Source organism: Spirillospora sp. NBC_01491 (assembly GCF_036227065.1).
In the GTDB taxonomy this organism is placed as follows: domain Bacteria; phylum Actinomycetota; class Actinomycetes; order Streptosporangiales; family Streptosporangiaceae; genus Spirillospora; species Spirillospora xylanilytica.
Genome location: NZ_CP109432.1, coordinates 5107223 through 5126159, shown reverse-complemented (window position 1 = coordinate 5126159; position 18937 = coordinate 5107223). Strand labels below are relative to the sequence as shown.

The following is an 18937-nucleotide window of genomic DNA, read 5'->3' as shown; positions in this document are numbered from 1 at the left end:
CCGCCCCGAGAAGGGGTAGCACCGCGGTCGGCGGCCCTCCCACCGGCCCGCGAGGGCCGGCCGGACGCCGACGCGCCGCCGGGCGCACCGCGGCCATTGGGCGCGCCTGACCCCCCGGGGCGGGGCGAGCCCCTACCCGGGCTCTCTCCGTATTCCGGTCCGTATTGGCTTGGGTTACTCACGCGACCTCATCAACTGGGTACGGCTGTGCGTCGTCCGAGGGTACTGCGCACATCGGGGCAGGAGGGGCGGGAGAGCCCGCATCCGGACCGTACGGAAACGTTTGCATTATTCGTCATGCGCCGGTCACGACTCATCCCACCTTGGATCCCGGTTCCGGCTTCCGATCGGTTCTCGTGCGGCCTCCGGCTTCCGTTCGACGGACGGACGCCGGAGGCTAGTCCACCGGCCTGCTGGAGAGCTTCCGGGGCTGCTGCTCCTGAGGGTTCGGCCATTCATTGTTGCCGCCGCCGCCACCGTTTCCGCCACCGCGGCGGCACAGCGGGTTGTCCCGGTGCATCTGGCACCACCAGCGGGGCGGGTCGGCGCTCGGCGGCTTGTTCGGGTCGCAGTTGCCGTCGGGCATCGGCGACTGGCAGGGCGGCTTGCCGCCCCCGTCGCCGTCGTCGCCGTCCTGGCAGCGCGGGTCGTACTTACCGATCGGGGTCTTGCACCACGCCGGCTTGCCGTCGTCGTCCTTCGGCTTCTTGGGCTTGTACGGCTCGGCCCACTTCTGCGGGGAGCCGGTCCACGCCGGCTGCGGGAACTGGTCGACCGGGGTGCCCTTGGTGGCCTCGGCCATGTAGGCGTGCCAGATCTTGGCCGGGATGGTGCCGCCCTGGACCTCACCGCCCGCGATGTTCAGCCGCTTCCGCTTCTCGTTGTACATCGTCACCGCGGTCGAGATCTTGGGGGTGTAGCCCACGAACCAGGTCGCGACGTTCTTGTCGGTGGTACCGGTCTTGCCCGCCACCGGACGGTCCGGCAGCGCCGCCGCCTGCGCGGTGCCGCCCGGCTTGACCACCTGCTGGAGCGCGTAGGTGACGTCCGCGGTGACGCCGGCGCTGAAGGTGCCGGCCTTGTGGTCCCAGCTCAGCACCTTGACGGGCTGCTTGTCGGCGTTGTTGACCGCCTTGACCACGTGCGGCTGGTGGTAGGTGCCGCCGTTGGCGAACACCGCGTACCCGGCGGCCTGCTCGATCGGCCGGATGTCGTTGATGCCGAGCGCCAGCCCGGCCTGCTCCTTGAACGGCTCCACCATCGAGGGGTTCACCCCCGCCTTCTCGGCGGTCTTGACCACGTCGCCGATGCCGACCTTCATCGCGAGCTGGAGGTAGGCGGTGTTGGTGGACTCCTTGGTGGCCTGCACCAGGTTGATCGCGCCCTTGCCCGCGTGGCTGTTCGGGATCGGGCCGAGCGCGCCCGGCGTACCGTTCGGCACGACCTTGCCGGTGCCGTCGAAGGACACCCCCGAACGGCCCTCGACCAGGCTCTTGAGCCCGTACCCCTTCTCCAGCGCGGTGGCCAGCACGTACGGCTTCATCGCCGATCCGGCCTGCGCCGACCCCCACCAGACGTTGTCGAACGACTGCTTGAGGTAGCTCGGCCCGCCGTAGATCGCCTCGACCTCGCCGTTGGTGGCGTTGACCGACACCAGCCCGAGCCGCACGTGCTTCTTCAGCAGCTTGGCGGGGTCGATGCCCGGGACGGTGTTCTCCACCGCCTGCTTCGCGGCCTTCATCTTGCGGGGGTCGAAGGTCGTGGTGATCTTCAGACCCTTCTCGATGATCTGCTGCTCGGTGATGCCCTTGCGCTCGAGCTCCTTGATCGCCCGCTTGATCATGTAGCCGCGCTGGCCGCCGAAGGTCACCGGGCCGCCGATCGGCGCGGTCTCGGGGAGCTGCTTGGAGTACTTGTCGAAGTCGGCCTGGCTCAGCGCGCCGATCTTGCGCATCCCGTCCAGCACGTACCGGTAGCGCACCAGCGTCTGGGCCTGCGCCTGCTTGTCGTCGCTGCGCGGGTCGAGCCGGCCGGGCTGCTGAATGACCGCGGCGAGCAGCGCGCCCTGGTCCGGGCGCAGCTTGTCGACGGTCACCTTCGGGCCGTAGTAGGCGCGGGACGCCGCCTGGATGCCGTAGGCGTTGCGGCCGAAGAAGATCGTGTTGAGGTAGAGCTCGAGGATCTTGTCCTTGGTGCCGAGCTTGTCCTCCAGCTTCAGCGAGATGAACATCTCCTTGAACTTCCGGGACATCGTCCGGTCGTCGCTGAGGTAGTACTTCTTCGCGAGCTGCTGGGTGATCGTGGACCCGCCCTGGGTGTCGCCGCCCGACACGTTGTTCCACACCGCGCGGGTGATGCCGGACGGGGAGAAGCCGTTGTCGCTGCGGAAGCTGCGGTTCTCCGCCGCGATCACCGCCTCCTGCACCGGCTTCGGCACGTCCTGGATGCTGATGGGCTCGCGGTTCTTGCCGATCCGCCCGATCTCGGTGCCGTCGCGGTAGTAGAAGATGGCCGCCGTCTTGACGGCGTCGGAGTTGCCGATGTCCGGCACCGGCGTCTGGGCGTACGCGACACCGACGAGCGTGGCGAGGCCGGTGAAGCCGAGCACGGAGACGCCGGTCACGACCTTCCATGACGGGATGAACCGGCGCCAGCCCGTGCTGCGCGACCTCAGATGCTCGACGATGCCGCGCTTACCGCCGCGACCACCGCTGCTGCCGCCCATCCCGGCCGATCCTCCGGGGCCGCCAGGACCGCTCGGGCCGCCAGGCCCACCGGGCCCTCCGGGGCCGCCTGGTCCGCCTGGTCCGCTGCCGAAGCCTGCGGGAACGCCCGCCCCACCGAATCCGCCGCCGAATCCGCCGGGTCCACCGGGCGCGCCGGGACCGCTCGATCCCCCCGGACCGCCGGGACCGCCGGGACCACCTGGGCCGCTGGATCCGCCGGGGCCACCCGGGCCGCTCGGGCCGCTCGGGATGCCCTGGCCGCCGGGGCCACCTGGGCCGCTGGGGCCGCTGGGGCCAGGGGGCGGAGGGCCGGCGGCGTGGCGCGCGTGCGCCCCGCCGGGCGGTGCTCCGGTCGGTGGGAACGGCGGGTTGCCCGGGCCGTTCGGTGGTCCCCCCGCGGGACCTGCGGAGTGGGCGCCGAACGACGCACCGGGACTCGCGGGGCGGGGGACCTGCTGCCCGCCCGGCCACTGCGACCCGGGTCCTGGTCGGGGCTGGCTTGGATTACTCACGCGACCTCATCAACAGGGGGACTACGGCTGTGCGTCGTCCGAAGAGTACTGTGCGGGCTGGTGAGCGGGGGGACCGCTGCGCATGACGGAGCCCGGTCCCGGCGCGGGCACGTCTCCGCAGGCCATCGGGCCGGCGAGCCGTCCTCACTGGTCGTGGGGCTGATTCCCGTGGCCGAGGACGTGCGACATCGCCAGGTGGTTCCAACCGCCAACTTTCGCATACTTCGACCACATAGACCCCGAATTCTCCCTATTCACGGTCCAAGTCGGCGAGCCCGGCGGCGGCCCCGTCGCACCCCGCGTGGCGACCCGGTTCCTCCCGCCCGCCTCGCCCCTCCACGCAGCTCCGGTGCCCTGTTCCGCATCGCCGGGGTACGGCGTCCGGCCGGGTGACTTGCCAGGATGCGCGGCGGTACGTATCTTTGCGATGTATCGAACCGATACATTCGCTCGATACATCGAGTGGAGGCATCCGGGCGATACATCGAGTGGAGACATCGGCGCTGCGGGGAAGGGACCTCGGATGGCGGGCAAGAAGGGCGCGGGCGTGCTGGAGCTCGCCGTGCTCGGTCTGCTGCACGAGTCCCCGATGCACGGCTACGAGCTGCGCAAGCGGCTCAACACCCTGCTGGGCATGTTCCGCGCGTTCTCGTACGGTTCGCTCTACCCGTGCCTCAAGCAGCTCCTCGCCAAGGGGCTCATCGTGGAGGACCGGCCCGAGGAGCCCACCGTCCCGCTGGCGTTGCAGAGCCGCCGCTCGAAGATCGTCTACAAGCTCACCGCCGAGGGCAAGGAGCGTCTCCAGGAGCTCCTCACCGAGGCGGGCCCGGCGTCGTGGGAGGACGAGGGGTTCGGCGTGCACTTCGCCTTCTTCTCGCACACCCGCGCCGACGTCCGGCTGCGGATCCTCGAGGGCCGGCGCAGCCGGCTGGAGGAGCGGCTGGAGAGCGTGCGCGGCGCGCTGGCACGGACCCGGGAGCGGGTCGACAGCTACACCCTCGAGCTCCAGAACCACGGGCTCGAGTCCGTCGAACGCGAGGTCCGGTGGCTCAACGAGCTCATCGGGCGCGAGCGGGCGGAGCAGGAGCAGGCCAGATCTTCGATTTCCAATATGACTCAGGACCAGCCCCGCGAGGACGACCGCTGATCAGCGGCACGCCTTCGGGGCCGGTGAACCAAGGAGAAGGAGCAACCGGATGGGTTCGGTGCGCGTAGCCATCGTCGGTGTGGGGAACTGCGCCGCTTCGCTCGTCCAGGGCGTCGAGTTCTACAAGGACGCCTCCCCCGAGACGCGGGTCCCGGGTCTGATGCACGTCCAGTTCGGCGAGTACCACGTCGGCGACGTCGAGTTCGTCGCCGCGTTCGACGTGGACGCCAAGAAGGTCGGCAACGACCTGTCCGACGCCATCGGCGCGAGCGAGAACAACACGATCAAGTTCGCCGACGTCCCGCCGACCGGTGTCACCGTGCAGCGCGGCCACACCTTCGACGGCCTCGGCGAGTACTACCGCGAGATGGTCGAGGAGTCCGACGCCGAGCCGGTCGACGTGGTCAAGGCGCTCAAGGACGCCGAGGTCGACGTGCTGGTGTCGTACCTGCCGGTGGGCTCCGAGGACGCCGACCGCTTCTACGCGCAGTGCGCGATCGACGCCGGCGTGGCGTTCGTCAACGCGCTCCCGGTGTTCATCGCCTCCGACCCGACCTGGGCCGAGAAGTTCACCAAGGCCGGTGTCCCGATCGTCGGCGACGACATCAAGTCGCAGGTCGGCGCGACCATCACGCACCGCGTGATGGCCAAGCTGTTCGAGGACCGCGGGGTCGAGCTGCTGCGCACGTACCAGCTCAACTTCGGCGGCAACATGGACTTCATGAACATGCTGGAGCGCAAGCGGCTCCAGTCCAAGAAGATCTCCAAGACGCAGTCGGTCACCTCGCAGATCCCGCACGAGATGGCCAAAGCCGACGTGCACATCGGCCCGTCCGACCACGTGCCGTGGCTCGACGACCGCAAGTGGGCCTACGTCCGCCTGGAGGGCAAGTCCTTCGGCGACACCCCGCTCAACCTGGAGTACAAGCTGGAGGTCTGGGACTCCCCCAACTCCGCCGGCGTCATCATCGACGCGGTCCGGGCCGCCAAGATCGCGCTCGACCGCGGCATCGGCGGACCGATCCTGTCGGCCAGCTCCTACTTCATGAAGTCGCCGCCCGAGCAGTACAACGACGACGAGGCGCGCGAGGCCGTGGAGGCCTTCATCCGCGGAGACGTCGAACGCTGAACGCGCCAAGAGGCTGATCACACGGCCTGGTCAAGGACGCCCTGACGGTGGACACCCACCGTCAGGGCGTCCTTACTTTCCATAGGGAAAAGGGTGATGTAGCGACCGTTGTCACGCTCTGGCTCTACTGTGACACCCCCGGTGAGGTGCGCATCGCTTCCAGGAGCCGAGTGGAGGTCACGGATGGCACGAGAGGTACTCAGGGTCACGGCGGGACTGACGGGACTCGCGGTGGGGCTGACCGCCTGCGGCGGCGGAGGCTCGACCAGGCCCACCACGGGCCCGCCCAGGGACGGCGGCGTCCTCAGGATCGTCGGCTCGTCCGACGTCGAGCACCTCGACCCGGCCGGCGCGTCCAGCGTCGGCGCCTACGGACTGGTCCGCACCTACGCCCGCACGCTGTTCGGGACACGTGCGTCCAACGACTTCAACGAGACCGTGCCGGTCCGGGCCGACGTCGCCGCGCGGATCCCCACCCGTGAGAACGGCGGCGTCAGTGAGAACGGCACGACCTACACGGTGCGGCTACGGCAGGGCGTCTACTGGAGCACCAGCCCGCCGCGCCCGGTGACCGCGCACGACTTCGTCCGCGGCGTCAAGCGGATGTGCAACCCCGCCTCGCCATCGGCGGGCCAGCGCTACTACACCCCGACGATCAAGGGGATGGACGGCTTCTGCCACGGCTTCGGCGCGGTCGACGCCAAGGACCCCGAGGCGATCGCCGCCTACCAGAACGCACATGAGATCGGCGGGCTGCGGGCCGAGGACGACCACACCCTGGTCTTCGCCCTGACCCGTCCGGCCAGCGACTTCCTCAACCTGCTCAGCCTCCCCGCCACCGCCGCCGCCCCCGCCGAGTACGACCGGTACCTGCCGGACGGTCCCGAGTTCCGCCAGCACACGGTCTCGGACGGTCCATACCGGATCACCCAGTACAAGCCGGGCGTCTCCTACCTGCTGTCCCGCAACCCGGCGTGGCGGCAGGACACCGACCCGCTGCGCGAGCGGCACGTGGAGAAGATCCGGATCACCCTCGGCCAGGACTCGGCCGACACCGTCCAGCAGCAGATCGAACAGGGCTCCGCCGATCTCGCCTGGGACCAGCCGGTGCCGACCGCCGCGCTGCCCCGGGTGCGCCGCGACCCGCGGTTCGCGATCAGGGACACCCCGTCCAACAGCCCGTACCTGGTGTTCAACACGCTCAGCCCCGGCAACGGCGGCGCCCTCGGCAGGCGCGAGGTCCGGCAGGCGCTGGAGTACGCGATCGACCGGTCCGCGCTCGTCAAGATCGTGGGCGGGCCGGACGTGGCGTCGCCGCTGCACACGGTGATCCCGCCGGGCAACGCCGGCCACGCGCCCACCGACCGCTACCCGACCACGGGCGAGGCCGGCGACCCGGGGCGCTGCCGGCGGCTCCTCGCCGAGGCCGGGTACACCGGGCTGAAGCTGGAGTTCCCGTACCGCACCAACAGCGTGCACCGGCTGATCGCCCAGTCCATCAAGGACAACCTGGCCGGGTGCGGCGTCACCGCCGAGCTCAGGGCCGACACCGGCGGCGACTTCTACGCCGAGACGATCTCCTCGCCCGCGCGGGCGCGTGAAGGCAAGTGGGACATCGCCGCGCCCGGCTGGACCCCCGACTGGTACGGCAACAACGGCCGCACGCTCGTCCAGCCGCTGTTCGACGGGCGCGGATACGGAAAGAACTCCATCAACTACGGCGGCTACGACAGCGCCGAGGTGAACGGGCTGATCGACGCGGCCCTCACCGCCCCCGACGCGGGGCGCGCGGCGGGCCACTGGCAGCGGGCCGACCAGAAGATCATGGAGGACGCGGCGATCGTGCCGCTGCTGGACCGAGCGCACACGATCTTCCGGTCGAGCCGGGTCGGCGGCGCCGTCTTCCTGCCCACCGCGGCCGGGTACGACTACACCCGGCTGTGGCTGGCCGACTGACTTGTCCCCGTTCGAGGCCGCATAGGGTGATCTGGTGAGGGCGAACGAGCTGCGGAGCATCCTGGCCGGCAGGGACTTCCGGCGGCTGTACGCGACCCGGATCGCCTCTCAGCTGACCGACGGCGTCTTCCAGGTCGCGCTGGCCGGTTACGTGTTCTTCTCCCCCGAACGGCAGACGACGGCCGGCAAGGCCGCCGCCGCATTTGCGGTGACGCTGCTGCCCTACTCCGCGCTCGGCCCGTTCGCCGGGGTGCTCATCGACCGGTGGCGGCGGCGTCAGATCCTGGTGTGGACGCCGATCCTGCGCGCCGTCCTGGTGCTGGCGGTCGCGGGCCTGGTCGCGGCCGGGCAGGACGGCGTGGTGTTCTTCCTCGGCGTGCTGGTCGTCCTCGGCGTCAACCGGTTCTTCCTCGCCGCGCTGTCGGCCGCGCTCCCGCACGTCGTCAGCCGCGAGCAGCTCGTGACGGCGAACGCGTTCGCCGTCACGTCCGGGACGGTCATCGCGTTCACCGGCGCGGGCTTCGGCTACCTGCTGCGGCGCGTCTTCGGCGCCGGCACGGGCGGCACGGCGCTGATCCTGGTGAGCGGAGCCGTGCTGTTCCTGCTCGCCGGGCTCATCGCGACCTCGCTACCGCGACGCCTGCTCGGCCCGCATCTGGAGGACGTGCCGAAGCAGACCAGCGAGGCGCTCGGCAGCGTGCTGCACGGCCTGGTGGACGGCGCCCGGCACATCGCGCGACGGCGGCCGGCCGCGCTCGCGCTGGCCGCGATCTCGTTCCACCGGTGCCTGTACGGCGTCATCCTGATCATGACGCTGCTGCTGTGCCGCAACCACTTCACCAGCGACGCCGATCGGGGGCTGGCGGCGTTCGCGATGATGCTCGGGGTGTCCGGCGCCGGGTACTTCGCCGCCGCGCTGATCACCCCGCCGGTGGTGCGGCGGATCAGCAAGGAGACCTGGGTCGCCTGGCTGCTCGCCGGGGCCGCGGTGTCGCTGCTGGTCCTCGGCCTGCCGTTCGCCGAGCCGGCCTGGGCCGCGGGCGCGTTCGCCCTCGGGGTGGTGTCGCAGGGCGTCAAGCTCTGCGTCGACACCACGCTCCAGGAGTCGATCGAGGACGCCTACCGGGGACGGGTCTTCGCGGTCTACGACATGCTCTTCAACGCGATGTTCGCCGCCGCGGCAGCGGCAGCGGCGGCCTGGCTGCCCACCGACGGCCGCTCCCACCTCACCCTGGCCATCGTGATCGTCACCTACGCGGCCGGCGCGATCGCCTACCGCGCCACCGCCGCCCGCAGCGTGCAGGCCCCGGTCCCCGCCCCGCACTGACCGCCGCACCCGTCTCCGCCGCACCCGTCTCCACCGGGTCCGCCGCCTCTGGGCGGGGCGCTCGGCGGGTCAGAGGGCGGACTCGGCGATGGCGTACATGGCGTCGGCGATGTGGCCCGTCTCGTCCTCGGTGCAGACGTACGGGGGCATGGCGTAGATCAGCTTGCCGAACGGCCGCAGCCACACGCCGTAGTCCATCGCGACCTCCTGCACGGCCTCGACGTCGACCGGCTCGCGCGCCTCGATCACCCCGATCGCGCCGAGCACCCGTACCCCGGCGACGCCGGGCAGCTCCGCCGCGCCCTCCAGGCCGGCGGTGAGGACGGCCTCGATCGTGTCGACCTCCTCGCGCCAGTCGCGCGACAGCAGCAGGTCGATGGAGGCGGACGCCACCGCCGCCGCGAGCGGGTTGGCCATGAACGTGGGGCCGTGCATCAGCGCGCCGCCCTCGCCCGAGGAGATCACCTCGGCCACCCGGTCGGTGCACAGGGTCGCCGCCATCGTCAGGTAGCCGCCGGTCAGCGCCTTGCCGAGGCACATGATGTCGGGCGCGACCTCGGCGTGGTCGCAGCCCCACAGCTCGCCGGTGCGGCCGAACCCGGTGGCGATCTCGTCGAGGATCAGCAGCAGCCCGTGCTCGTCGGCGATCTCGCGCAGCGCCCGCAGGTACTCGGGGGCGTAGAAGCGCATGCCCCCCGCGCCCTGGACGATCGGCTCGACGATGATCCCGGCGAGCTCGCCGGCGTGCTCGGCGGCCAGCCCGGCCAGCCCGGCGAGGTACTCCTCATCGGGATCGGCGAGGTAGCCGAGCGGCGGCGGCGGCGCGAACACGTGCCGCGCCAGCACGTCGCCGAACATGTGGTGCATGCCGTTGACCGGGTCGCAGACCGCCATGTCGCCGAACGTGTCGCCGTGGTAGCCGCCGCGCACCGTGAGCAGCCGGTGCCGTTCGGGCCGGCCCCGCGCCCGCCAGAACTGGAGCGCCATCTTGATCGCGACCTCGACCGCGACCGAGCCGGAGTCGGCGAAGAACACCTTGGTCAGCGGCGCCGGGGTGAGGCCGACGAGCCGCTCGGCCAGCCCGATCGCCGCCGGGTGGGTGAGCCCGCCGAACATCACGTGCGCCATCTTGCCGAGCTGCCCGGTGACGGCCGCGTTCAGCTTCGGGTGGTCGTAGCCGTGGATCGCCGCCCACCAGGACGACATGCCGTCGATCAGCTCGGTGCCGTCGGCGAGCGTCAGCCGCACCCCGGACGCCGACACGACGGGATGCGCGGGCGAGGACGCCGGCATCGGCGCGTACGGATGCCAGACGTGCTCGCGGTCGAACTCCATCAGCCGCTCGGCCTCGCGCGGGCTCATCCGTCCGAGCTTGAGGTCGATCACGCCGTGCCCCCTTGCCCTGCCGCACCGGGCTCGTCCCCGGGCGCGTCCTGCTCCATGGCGGACCCGCTCGCCCCGGCAGCCTCGTCGGTCGCCGCCGCTCCGCCCGCCCCGTCCGGCACGTCGAGGCCACCGGCTCCATCGGGCTCGGTCGACCCGGTGGGGACGCCACGGGCGGCGGCCCAGGCGCGCAGCTCGGCGGCGGCGGCGTCCGGGCCGATGATCCCGCGGTCGAGCCGCAGGTCGAGCAGGAACTTGTAGGCCTGGCCGACCAGCGGGCCGGGCTTGATGCCGAGGAGGTCCTGGATCCCGTTCCCGTCGATCTCCGGGCGGATCGCCGCGAGCTCCTCCTCCTCGGCCAGCCGGTCGATGCGGACCTCGAGGTCGTCGTAGGTGCGGCGCAGCCGGTCGGCCTTGCGCTTGTTGCGGGTCGTGCAGTCGGCCCGGGTCAGCTTGTGCAGCCGCGACAGCAGCGGCCCGGCGTCGCGCACGTACCGGCGGACGGCCGAGTCGGTCCACTCGCCGGTGCCGTACCCGTGGAAGCGCAGGTGCAGCTCCACCAGCCGGGACACGTCCTTGACGACGTCCTTGGGGTAGCGCAGCGCGGTCAGCCGCTTGCGGGTCAGCTTCGCGCCGACGACCTCGTGGTGGTGGAACGAGACCCGCCCGGCGGACTCGAACCGCCGGGTCTTCGGCTTGCCGACGTCGTGCAGCAGCGCGGCCAGCCGCAGCACCAGGTCGGGCCCGTCCTCCTCCTGCGCGATCGCCTGTTCGAGGACGATCAGCGAGTGCTCGTAGACGTCCTTGTGCCGGTGGTGCTCGTCGATCTCCAGCCGGAGCATCGGCAGCTCGGGCAGGACGTGCGCGGCGAGCCCGGTGTCGACCAGCAGCGCCAGCCCCTCCCGCGGATGCGCCCCGCAGACCAGCTTGGACAGCTCGTCGCGGACCCGCTCGGCCGACACGATCCCGATCCGGTCGGCCATCCGGGTCATCGCCTCGACCACGTCGGGCGCGACGGTGAAGCCGAGCTGGGACGCGAACCGGGCCGCGCGCATCATCCGCAGCGGGTCGTCGCCGAAGGAGTCCTCGGGCAGCCCCGGCGTCCGCATCACCTCGCGCCGCAGGTCGGCGAGGCCGCCGAACGGGTCGACGAACTCGTACCCGGGCAGCCGGGCGGCCATCGCGTTCACGGCGAAGTCGCGCCGCCGCAGGTCCTCGACCAGCGAGGTGCCGTAGGACACCTCGGGCTTGCGGGACCTGGGGTCGTAGGACTCGCTGCGGTAGGTGGTGATCTCCAGCTCGTGGCCGTTCTTGCGGAGGCCGACGGTGCCGAACTCGATGCCGATCGTCCAGACCGCGTCGGCCCAGCCGTCGATGATCTCCAGGACGCGCTGCGGCGGCGCGTCGGTGGTCAGGTCGACGTCCTTGCCGGGGCGGCGCAGCAGCGCGTCGCGGACGGGCCCGCCGACCAGCGCCAGCTCGTACCCGGCGGCCGAGAAGCGGGCGCCGAGCTCGTCGGCGACCGGCGCGGCGCCGCGGAGCAGCTCGGCGATCGCCGTCCGCTGGGTCCGCGACGGCTCCGGGGGCTCGTTCCGGTTGGGCTGGCTGGGGTGGTGGGGCACGGCCATCGAGCGTATTTCCTTGGTATGCGGCTGACAAAGGACTTCGGACGGCCCGGGGTCCTGAACGCGGAACCGTTCCGACCGTCCGAAAGGGAAGGTGACTCTTCACATGACGCGAGCCCCGGGTTACGTTCTGGACACCCCCGACGACGCCCGCGCGACCCCGGTGAGCCTCCCGCACCACCCACGGTAGCGGGATCCGGTGGGAGCGCGGTCCGCCGCGCGCGGCCGAGACCCGGCACGCACACGGCAGGTGGGCGCCGCGGGGCCGGTCCGGAGGTTGAGCGGGGCACACCCCGCAGGGACGGAGCCGAAGATGAAGGACGCTCTCGCCATCCACCGCACGCTTCTGGAGCACGAGACCGTGCATGAGATCGTGCGGCTGCCCATCGCGATCGCGCACGCCGACGAGCTGCCGAGGGCGCTCGGGCTCCCCGCCGAACGGTGCCTGGTGACACGCGTCTACGCCTGCAACGACGTGCACCGGGGGCTGCGCTTCCTCGCCGGAGTGATCGTCGCGGCCGGGGTGCGCCCGCCCGCCGACGCGGTCCGGCACGCGCTCGGCGCCCGGCTGATCCGCCCGGCCCGGCCCGATCTGGTCAACTCCGTGACCGAGTACGCGGCCGGGCTGGTGTGCCCGCTGCTGCTCCCCGAGACGATGCCGCTGCTGATCGACCAGCGGCTGGTGGACGGGCTCCGCGCCGACGAGGTCGCCTACACCGCGACCGGTGAGGCCTCCACGGCCCTCGGCATCCGGGCGCTGGACCTGTCCGCGCTGAGCGGCGCCAAACCCGTGGACCTTCGCTGAATCGGGCGCTCCCGGGGGGCCGGACGGTCTGACCGGCCCGGGGGCGGGGCTACCATCGGGGCCGTGGTGCGGGAATCGGACGCCCGCCGTTCTCAGGCGGCCCTTAGGTCAACAGCCGGCCCTCAGGCGGACATGGCGTGAGAAAGGTCAAACGCGCGGCTGCGCTGGCCGCTGTGCTGTCCTGCATCACGGCGGTCGCGCTCCCAGGCGCCGCGGCGGCACGGACCCGCCCGGCGGCGCCGGCGGCGGTGAGCCCGGCCACGCTACCGGGCGCCGAACGCGGGCAGAGCCGCCCGCAGGTGAACCTCGCGCTGACCACGGTCACCCCGAATCCGGTGACGGCGCAGGCCAAGGTCAGGATCGCCGGGACGGCGGAGAACCGGTCGGGGCACCAGCTCGCCGGTCTCACCGTCCGGCTGCGGTACGGCACCCAGCCGATGACCAGCCGCGGCCAGCTCGACCAGTACGCCACGTGGCAGCCCTCGCAGCTCCCCAACGTCAGCGCCCCGAAGCCGCTGGCCCGGGCGGCTGCGGCCGGCGGCCGGGAGAACTGGGGATTCGGCTTCAGCGCCACCGCGCTCCGGCTGCGCGGCTTCGGCGTCTACCCGATCGGCGTCGAGGTGCTGAACTCCGCCGGGCAGGCCGTCGGCGGCGTGACCACGTTCATCACGTTCATGCCGAAGCAGCGGGTCAAGCCGGTCGCGGTGAGCTGGGTCTGGCCGCTCATCGACCGGCAGCACCGGTCCAACGACCGGACCTTCATCGACGACCGGCTCAGCAAGGACCTGGCCGAGGGCGGGCGGCTGCACGACCTGGTCTCCGCGGCGAAGCAGACCACCACCCCGATCACCTGGTCGATCGACCCCGCCCTGGTGGACGACGTCCAGCAGATGACCCGCTCGTACACGGTCAAGGCACCGCGGGCGAAGCAGGGCGTCGAGAAGAAGCAGAGCCCCGCCGCCGCCGCCTGGCTCGCCGCGCTGAAGGAGGCCGCCAAGACCGACCCCTACGCGGTCGTCCCGTACGGCGACCCCGACGCCATCGCGCTGGTCCGCAACGAGATGACGACCCACCTCGCGATCGCCTCCGACCCGCGCAACACCGGCATCGTGAGCAACGCCCTCAGCCGGCAGCCGACCACACAGATGGCCTGGCCGACGTCCGGGGCCGCCGGCCAGCTCACCCTCAACGCGCTCGCCAAGCTCAACCTCAAGGGCGGCGGCTCCTTCCTGATGAGCAGCTCGCAGTTCCAGGAACCGGCGCAGGGCGCACTGGCCAACGCCATGACCACGCTGCCGACCTCCCAGGGCGCCAAGAAGGCCATCGTCTACGACGAGAAGATCAACGAAATCGTCAGCGGCGACACCCGCACGCCCGGCACCGCCGTGCTGACCGAGCAGCGCTTCCTCGCCGAGACCGCGATGATCGCCGCTGAGGCGCCGAACGCGCAGCGCACGCTGGTCGTCGCGCCCAACCGGCACTGGAACCCGACCCCGGGCCTGGCCAAGCGGCTCCTGGACTACACCGCCCGCGCGCCCTGGATGAACGCCACCGCGCTCGACAAGATCGCCCGCACGCAGCCCCAGGCCCGCCAGTTCAACGGCTACCCCGAGGCCTACCAGCAGTACGAGCTCGGGATCAGCTACCTCGACATGGTGCAGGAGATCGCCCGGCGGGCCTCCAGCTTCGCGGCCGTGCTGGTCGACGCCGACAACCTGAACTACCAGCGGTCGGTCCTGCGGCTGGAGTCGGCGGCCTGGCGCGGACGCCCCGGCCGCGCCAAACAGGCCCGGCAGGCGGTGTCGGACGAGCTCAACGCCGACATGGGCCGGGTGCGCGTCATCACCCCGCCGCAGAACCGGGTGGCCTTCGCCGGCAGCTCGGGCAAGTTCCCGGTCACGATCGTCAACGACCTGCCCAACCAGCGGATCAAGGTCCAGCTCGACGCCGTCTCGGAGAACAGCGCCAAGCTCCGGATCGGCACGCTCGACGCCAAGGACCGGGAGATCATCCTCGATCCCGGGCAGAAGGTGGCGAAGTGGATCCCCGCTCAGGCGTCGGGCAACGGGAACTTCCGCGTTCACCTCCAGCTGATGACATCGGGCCCCAAGAGCAGGAAGTTCGGCGACGGCGAGACCCTCACGGTCCGCACCACGGGCTACGGCCGCCTCGCCCTGCTCATCACCGGCGGCGGACTTGCCGTACTCTTCGTGGGCGTCGGAGTGCGGGCCGTCAGAGCAAGGCGCCGCCGGAACACGGAGGCAGCCGATGAAGGGTCGACGGGAGCGGAACCAGCGGCCACCGGACCCCAGGGAGGCCCCTTCCCCGGCTCCGGAATGGCAGGACCGGGGCTATCCCCCGGCACAGAGCCAGGACTACCCCTCCCAGGGGCCCCCGACGCCCCAGGAGCCACCAGGGCCGCCCCAGACGCCGCGAGCACCTCAGGGGTACCCGGGGCAGCACCCGCAGGCTCCTCAGAGTCATCCGAGTCCCCAGGGTCCTCCGGCACAGCACCCGACGGCCTACCCTCAGACTCCGCCGAATCCGGGGCTGCTAACGGCTCCGCCACAGGTCCCAGGGCAAGGCCCGAATTCTCCCCAGGGCCCGAACTTCCCACGAACGACGCCCCCACCAGGGGCGAGTGGCGCGCCGGTCCCGGCGGGCCCGGCGGGCGTCGCGGCGGAAACGGCGGTTGACCTACCGCTCCCCGGCGGACCGACCCCGCCCCTCCCGGACGGCCCGGACCCCGGCTCCGGCTCCGGCTCCGAGGAGAAGGGCGGACGAGGCGGTGCCGCGGGGATCCTCCACTCCGGCGCGATCATGGCGGTCGGCACGCTGGCGTCCAGGGTCACCGGGTTCCTGCGCACCGCGATGCTCGTCGCCGCGCTCGGCACCGGCGCGCTCGCCAACGCCTACAACACCGCCAACACCATCCCGTTCATCGTCTACGACCTGCTGCTCGGCGGCGTCCTCACCGCCGTCGTCGTCCCGCTGATCGTCCGCGCGCGGGAGCGCGACGAGGCGTACGGCGCGCGGTACGAGCAGCGGCTGTTCACCCTGGCCGTGCTCGGCCTGGCACTGATCACCGCCGTCGCGGTGGCGCTCGGCCCGGTCTTCATCTCCCTCTACGGCGGCGGCATGGAGGGCGCGCAGCGCGAGCTCGCGGTGATGTTCGCCCGGCTGTTCGCCGTGCAGATCTTCTTCCTGGGCGTCAGCGCGTTCTCCGGCGCGATCCTCAACACCCGCAAGCGGTTCGCCGCGCCGACGTGGGCGCCGGTGCTCAACAACGTCGTCATCTGCTGCACCGCGGGCGCGTTCCTGCTGTTCGCCAGCGGCGCGGTGACGCCCGGCTCGATCTCCAGCGGGCAGGTCGCGCTGCTGGCGGGCGGCACGATCGGCGGCATGGTGCTCCAGACCCTCGCGCTGTGGCCCTCGCTGCGCGGCACGGGCTTCCGCTGGCGGCCCCGGCTCGACTTCCGCAAGGGCGAGCTCGGCCAGATGGGCCGGATGGCGGTCTGGACGCTCAGCTACGTGGTGATCACCCAGATCGGGTTCGCGGTCACCACCCGGCTGTCCAACCGCGCCGGCGTGCTCGGCCTCAAGGAACACCTCGGCGACGTCGGGTACACCCCGTACTTCAACGCCTACCAGCTCTTCCAGCTCCCGTACGCGATCATCGGCGTCTCGGTGATCACCGCGCTGCTGCCGCGGATGAGCGAGCACGCCGCGGCCGGACGGATGGGCGAGGTCCGCGACGACTTCTCCAGCGGCCTGCGGCTCTGCTCGGTGATCATCCTGCCCGCGGCGGCACTGATGGGCGTGCTGTCGTCCGACATCGCCACCGTGCTGTTCGCGCACGGCCAGACCACCATCGCCAACGCGCAGGTCATCGCGAGCGTGCTCCAGGCGTTCGCGGTCGCGCTGGTGCCGTTCGCCGCCTACCAGCTGATGCTGCGGGTGTTCTACTCCATGCAGGACACCCGCACCCCGGCCTTCGTCAGCGTGGCCGTGGTCATCGCCAACATCACGATGGCGCTGGCCGCCTACAACCTGCTGCCCACCGACAAGATCATCGTGGGCATCGCGGGCGGCTTCGCGCTCGCCCAGACGGTCGGCGCGCTGGTCGGCTGGGCGATCCTGCGCCGCCGGCTCGGCGGGATGGACGGGCGCCGGATCCTGGTCACCTACCTCAAGCTGGCCGTCGCGCTCTGGCCGCTGATCGGCTTCGCCTACGCCGCGCACGCGATCCTGGAGGCCGCGATGGGCAGCGGGCTGGTGCCCGGAATGCTCGCCCTCGTCGTCGGCAGCGCGGGAGGCGGCGGGCTGTACCTGTTCTTCGCCCGCCTGATGCGGGTGAACGAGGTCCAGGCGATGCTCTCGACCATCACCCGGCGGCTGCCCGGCGTCGGCTGATCGCGTCCGGCCGGCCCCGGTCCGGCGCCGCCCGGGTCGCCCCCCGGCACAGTCCGCGCGGGTACAACGTGGCAAAGTACACAGGACGCGCGGCGATAAGGCAGCCACTCAACCAAGTAGCCACTACCATGTGGGGGACCACGGCTTGCGGGGCGACACCCTGGGGAACGCAAAGAGGAGGGTCGGAGGCGTAAGCAGCCACGCCACGAACATGGGATCTGACCACCTGCGCAGGACGGCGCCGTGAGCACCTCAGTCATCGAGCCGGGCACGAAACTGGCCGGCCGCTACCGACTCGAAGAGCGCATCAGCGACTCCGGCGGATCCTCGCTGTGGAAGGCCATCGACGAGATCCTGGCCCGTGCCGTCGCCGTGCGCACCTTCGAGCCCGGCTTTCCCCGCGTCGCCGAGGTGGTCACCTCCGCCCGTGCCGCCAGCCGGCTGACCGACCCCCGCCTCACCCAGGTGTTCGACGCCGACGACAGCGGCGAGAGCGCCTACGTGGTGAGCGAATGGGTGGTCGGCGAGACGCTCGAGCAGATGCTCGCCAAGGCCCCGCTGGAGCCCGGCCGCGCCGCGACGCTGCTGTACGAGGCGTCCGAGGCGATGACCGCCGCGCACGCCGCCGGCCTGGCCCACCTGTGCCTCACCCCCCGTGACCTGGTCTGGACGACCGGCGGCACCGTCAAGCTGCTCGGCATCGCGACCGACGCCGTCCTCGGCGACCGCTACTCCGACGACCCCGCCGGCGAGGACGTCCGGGGCCTGGGCCGGATGCTGTACGCGGCGCTCACCGCGCACTGGCCCGGCGCCCCCGACGAGCCCGAGAGCCGCCGCTCCGACCTGCCCGCCGCCCCCGAGACCGGCGGTGTGTTCCACGCTCCGCGGCAGGTCCAGGCGGGCATCTCCCACGCGATCGACGCGATCGTGTGCCGCTGCCTCGGCATCGGCGACCAGGAGCCGCTCACCACGCCCGCCGACCTGGCCAAGGCCCTGCGCGGCGTGCCGCGCACCCCGCTGCCGCTGTTCGCCGGCCTCGGCAGCGCTCCGCCGCCGGCGCCGCGTCCCGCCCCGCCCACCCGTCCCGCGGCCCGCCCGGCGGCCGACTCGCAGGCGACGCAGCAGCAGCCGCCCGCGTCGCAGCGCCCCCACCGCCGCGAGCGCGCCCCCCAGCCTGCGCGGCAGCCCCACCCCGAGCAGCAGTACCAGCACGGGAACATCCAGCAGGCGCACACGTCCCCGCCCTCCTCGGCCGGCCTGGCCGCGCACGCGGCGCCCCGCCGCGGCCCCGGCGGCAACCGCGGCCTCCTGCTCGGCGTCGCCGCCGCCGCGGTCACCGTCATCGTCGGGCTGAGCGCCTGGGCCCTCACCGGCGACGACGATCCCGGCGACAACGACCCCCCGGGGCCCGGCGCGAGCCAGTCGCCTCCGCCCGCGCAGCCGTCGGCGACCCAGCTCAAGCCGGTGGGCGCGGTCGCCATGGAAGAAATCACCCAGGGCAGCCACGACAGCCAGATCAACAAGAACCCGCAGGCTGTGATGGACGGCAAGCCCAAGCCCTACTGGGAGACGCAGACCTACACCTCGGGCGAGTTCGGCCGCTACTCCAAGGGCTTCGGCGTCACCCTCGACATGGGCAAGTCGGTCACGGTCAGCAGCGTCAAGATCAACACTCCGGTGAGCGACGTGCCCATCCAGCTCAGGGTCGGCGCCGGCCGCACCCTCGACGCGCTCAAGACCGTCGGCGAGGAGCGCGCGCGGCCGGGCGGCTTCACCATCTCCCCGCCCAAGGGCACTACGGGGCAGTACGTGCTGATCTGGTTCCCCAGCAAGGGGGTGCCCCCGGGCTTCAAGGCGAAGCTCGGCGAGGTCACCGTCTACGGTTCGCCCGGCTGAGCCGCCCCTCCCCGTCCC

General features: G+C 71.9%; 11 protein-coding genes. 8 read left to right on the top strand and 3 right to left on the bottom strand.

All coding sequences use genetic code 11. The annotated features are described in order from the left end of the window. Positions 1-397: 397 nt before the first annotated feature. Entirely contained in the window at positions 398-2725 is a 2328-nt protein-coding gene (locus OHA34_RS23940) for a transglycosylase domain-containing protein (protein WP_329518972.1), read from the bottom strand. Positions 2726-3761: 1036 nt separating this feature from the next. Here OHA34_RS23940 and OHA34_RS23935 point away from each other — a divergent pair. The 4 genes from OHA34_RS23935 (at position 3762) to OHA34_RS23920 (ending at position 8797) form a co-directional block, all read left to right on the top strand. Next, the gene (locus OHA34_RS23935; RefSeq protein ID WP_285939452.1) at positions 3762-4385 is read left to right on the top strand and encodes a PadR family transcriptional regulator; all 624 of its coding nucleotides are present in this window, start codon (positions 3762-3764) and stop codon (positions 4383-4385) included. Positions 4386-4434: 49 nt separating this feature from the next. Further along, a complete protein-coding gene (locus tag OHA34_RS23930) occupies positions 4435-5514 on the top strand; it encodes an inositol-3-phosphate synthase (RefSeq protein ID WP_285939453.1) in 1080 nt (359 codons plus the stop codon). A gap of 183 nt (positions 5515-5697) precedes the next feature. Beyond that, on the top strand, positions 5698-7470 hold the full coding sequence (locus OHA34_RS23925; RefSeq protein ID WP_329518971.1) for an ABC transporter substrate-binding protein: 1773 nt from the start codon (positions 5698-5700) through the stop codon (positions 7468-7470). A gap of 34 nt (positions 7471-7504) precedes the next feature. After that, the gene (locus tag OHA34_RS23920; protein WP_285939455.1) at positions 7505-8797 is read left to right on the top strand and encodes an MFS transporter; all 1293 of its coding nucleotides are present in this window, start codon (positions 7505-7507) and stop codon (positions 8795-8797) included. 69 nt (positions 8798-8866) lie between these two features. On the opposite strand, the gene OHA34_RS23915 is transcribed toward OHA34_RS23920, so the two are convergent. Both OHA34_RS23915 and OHA34_RS23910 read right to left on the bottom strand, forming a co-directional pair. Beyond that, positions 8867-10183: an adenosylmethionine--8-amino-7-oxononanoate transaminase gene (locus OHA34_RS23915; protein ID WP_285939456.1), complete on the bottom strand. Its 1317-nt coding sequence runs from the start codon at positions 10181-10183 to the stop codon at positions 8867-8869. After that, positions 10180-11808 (bottom strand): CCA tRNA nucleotidyltransferase, encoded by a 1629-nt coding sequence (locus tag OHA34_RS23910; RefSeq protein WP_285939457.1) that lies wholly within the window; start codon positions 11806-11808, stop codon positions 10180-10182. Before OHA34_RS23910 ends, OHA34_RS23915 begins: the two co-directional genes overlap by 4 nt. A gap of 310 nt (positions 11809-12118) precedes the next feature. On the opposite strand from OHA34_RS23910, the gene OHA34_RS23905 reads away from it, so the two are divergent. The 4 genes from OHA34_RS23905 (at position 12119) to OHA34_RS23890 (ending at position 18919) form a co-directional block, all read left to right on the top strand. Continuing rightward, positions 12119-12610, top strand: coding sequence for an aminoacyl-tRNA deacylase (locus tag OHA34_RS23905; protein ID WP_285939458.1), 492 nt, complete (start codon positions 12119-12121; stop codon positions 12608-12610). A gap of 137 nt (positions 12611-12747) precedes the next feature. Next, positions 12748-15306, top strand: coding sequence for a DUF6049 family protein (locus OHA34_RS23900; protein ID WP_329518970.1), 2559 nt, complete (start codon positions 12748-12750; stop codon positions 15304-15306). 124 nt (positions 15307-15430) lie between these two features. Further along, positions 15431-17023, top strand: coding sequence for a murein biosynthesis integral membrane protein MurJ (gene murJ, locus OHA34_RS23895; protein ID WP_443029589.1), 1593 nt, complete (start codon positions 15431-15433; stop codon positions 17021-17023). Between the two features lie 243 nt (positions 17024-17266). After that, complete coding sequence (locus OHA34_RS23890; protein ID WP_329518969.1) at positions 17267-18919, top strand: protein kinase family protein; 1653 nt, start codon at positions 17267-17269, stop codon at positions 18917-18919. Positions 18920-18937 lie beyond the last annotated feature (18 nt).

Bases quoted from the DNA above. Each gene is read 5' to 3' on its own strand.
- OHA34_RS23910 (WP_285939457.1), bottom strand. From the start codon at position 11,808: ATGGCCGTGCCCCACCACCCCAGCCAGCCCAACCGGAACGAGCCCCCG.
- OHA34_RS23935 (WP_285939452.1), top strand. From the start codon at position 3,762: ATGGCGGGCAAGAAGGGCGCGGGCGTGCTGGAGCTCGCCGTGCTCGGT.
- OHA34_RS23930 (WP_285939453.1), top strand. From the start codon at position 4,435: ATGGGTTCGGTGCGCGTAGCCATCGTCGGTGTGGGGAACTGCGCCGCT.
- OHA34_RS23905 (WP_285939458.1), top strand. From the start codon at position 12,119: ATGAAGGACGCTCTCGCCATCCACCGCACGCTTCTGGAGCACGAGACC.
- OHA34_RS23940 (WP_329518972.1), bottom strand. From the start codon at position 2,725: ATGGGCGGCAGCAGCGGTGGTCGCGGCGGTAAGCGCGGCATCGTCGAG.
- murJ (WP_443029589.1), top strand. From the start codon at position 15,431: ATGGCGGTCGGCACGCTGGCGTCCAGGGTCACCGGGTTCCTGCGCACC.
- OHA34_RS23925 (WP_329518971.1), top strand. From the start codon at position 5,698: ATGGCACGAGAGGTACTCAGGGTCACGGCGGGACTGACGGGACTCGCG.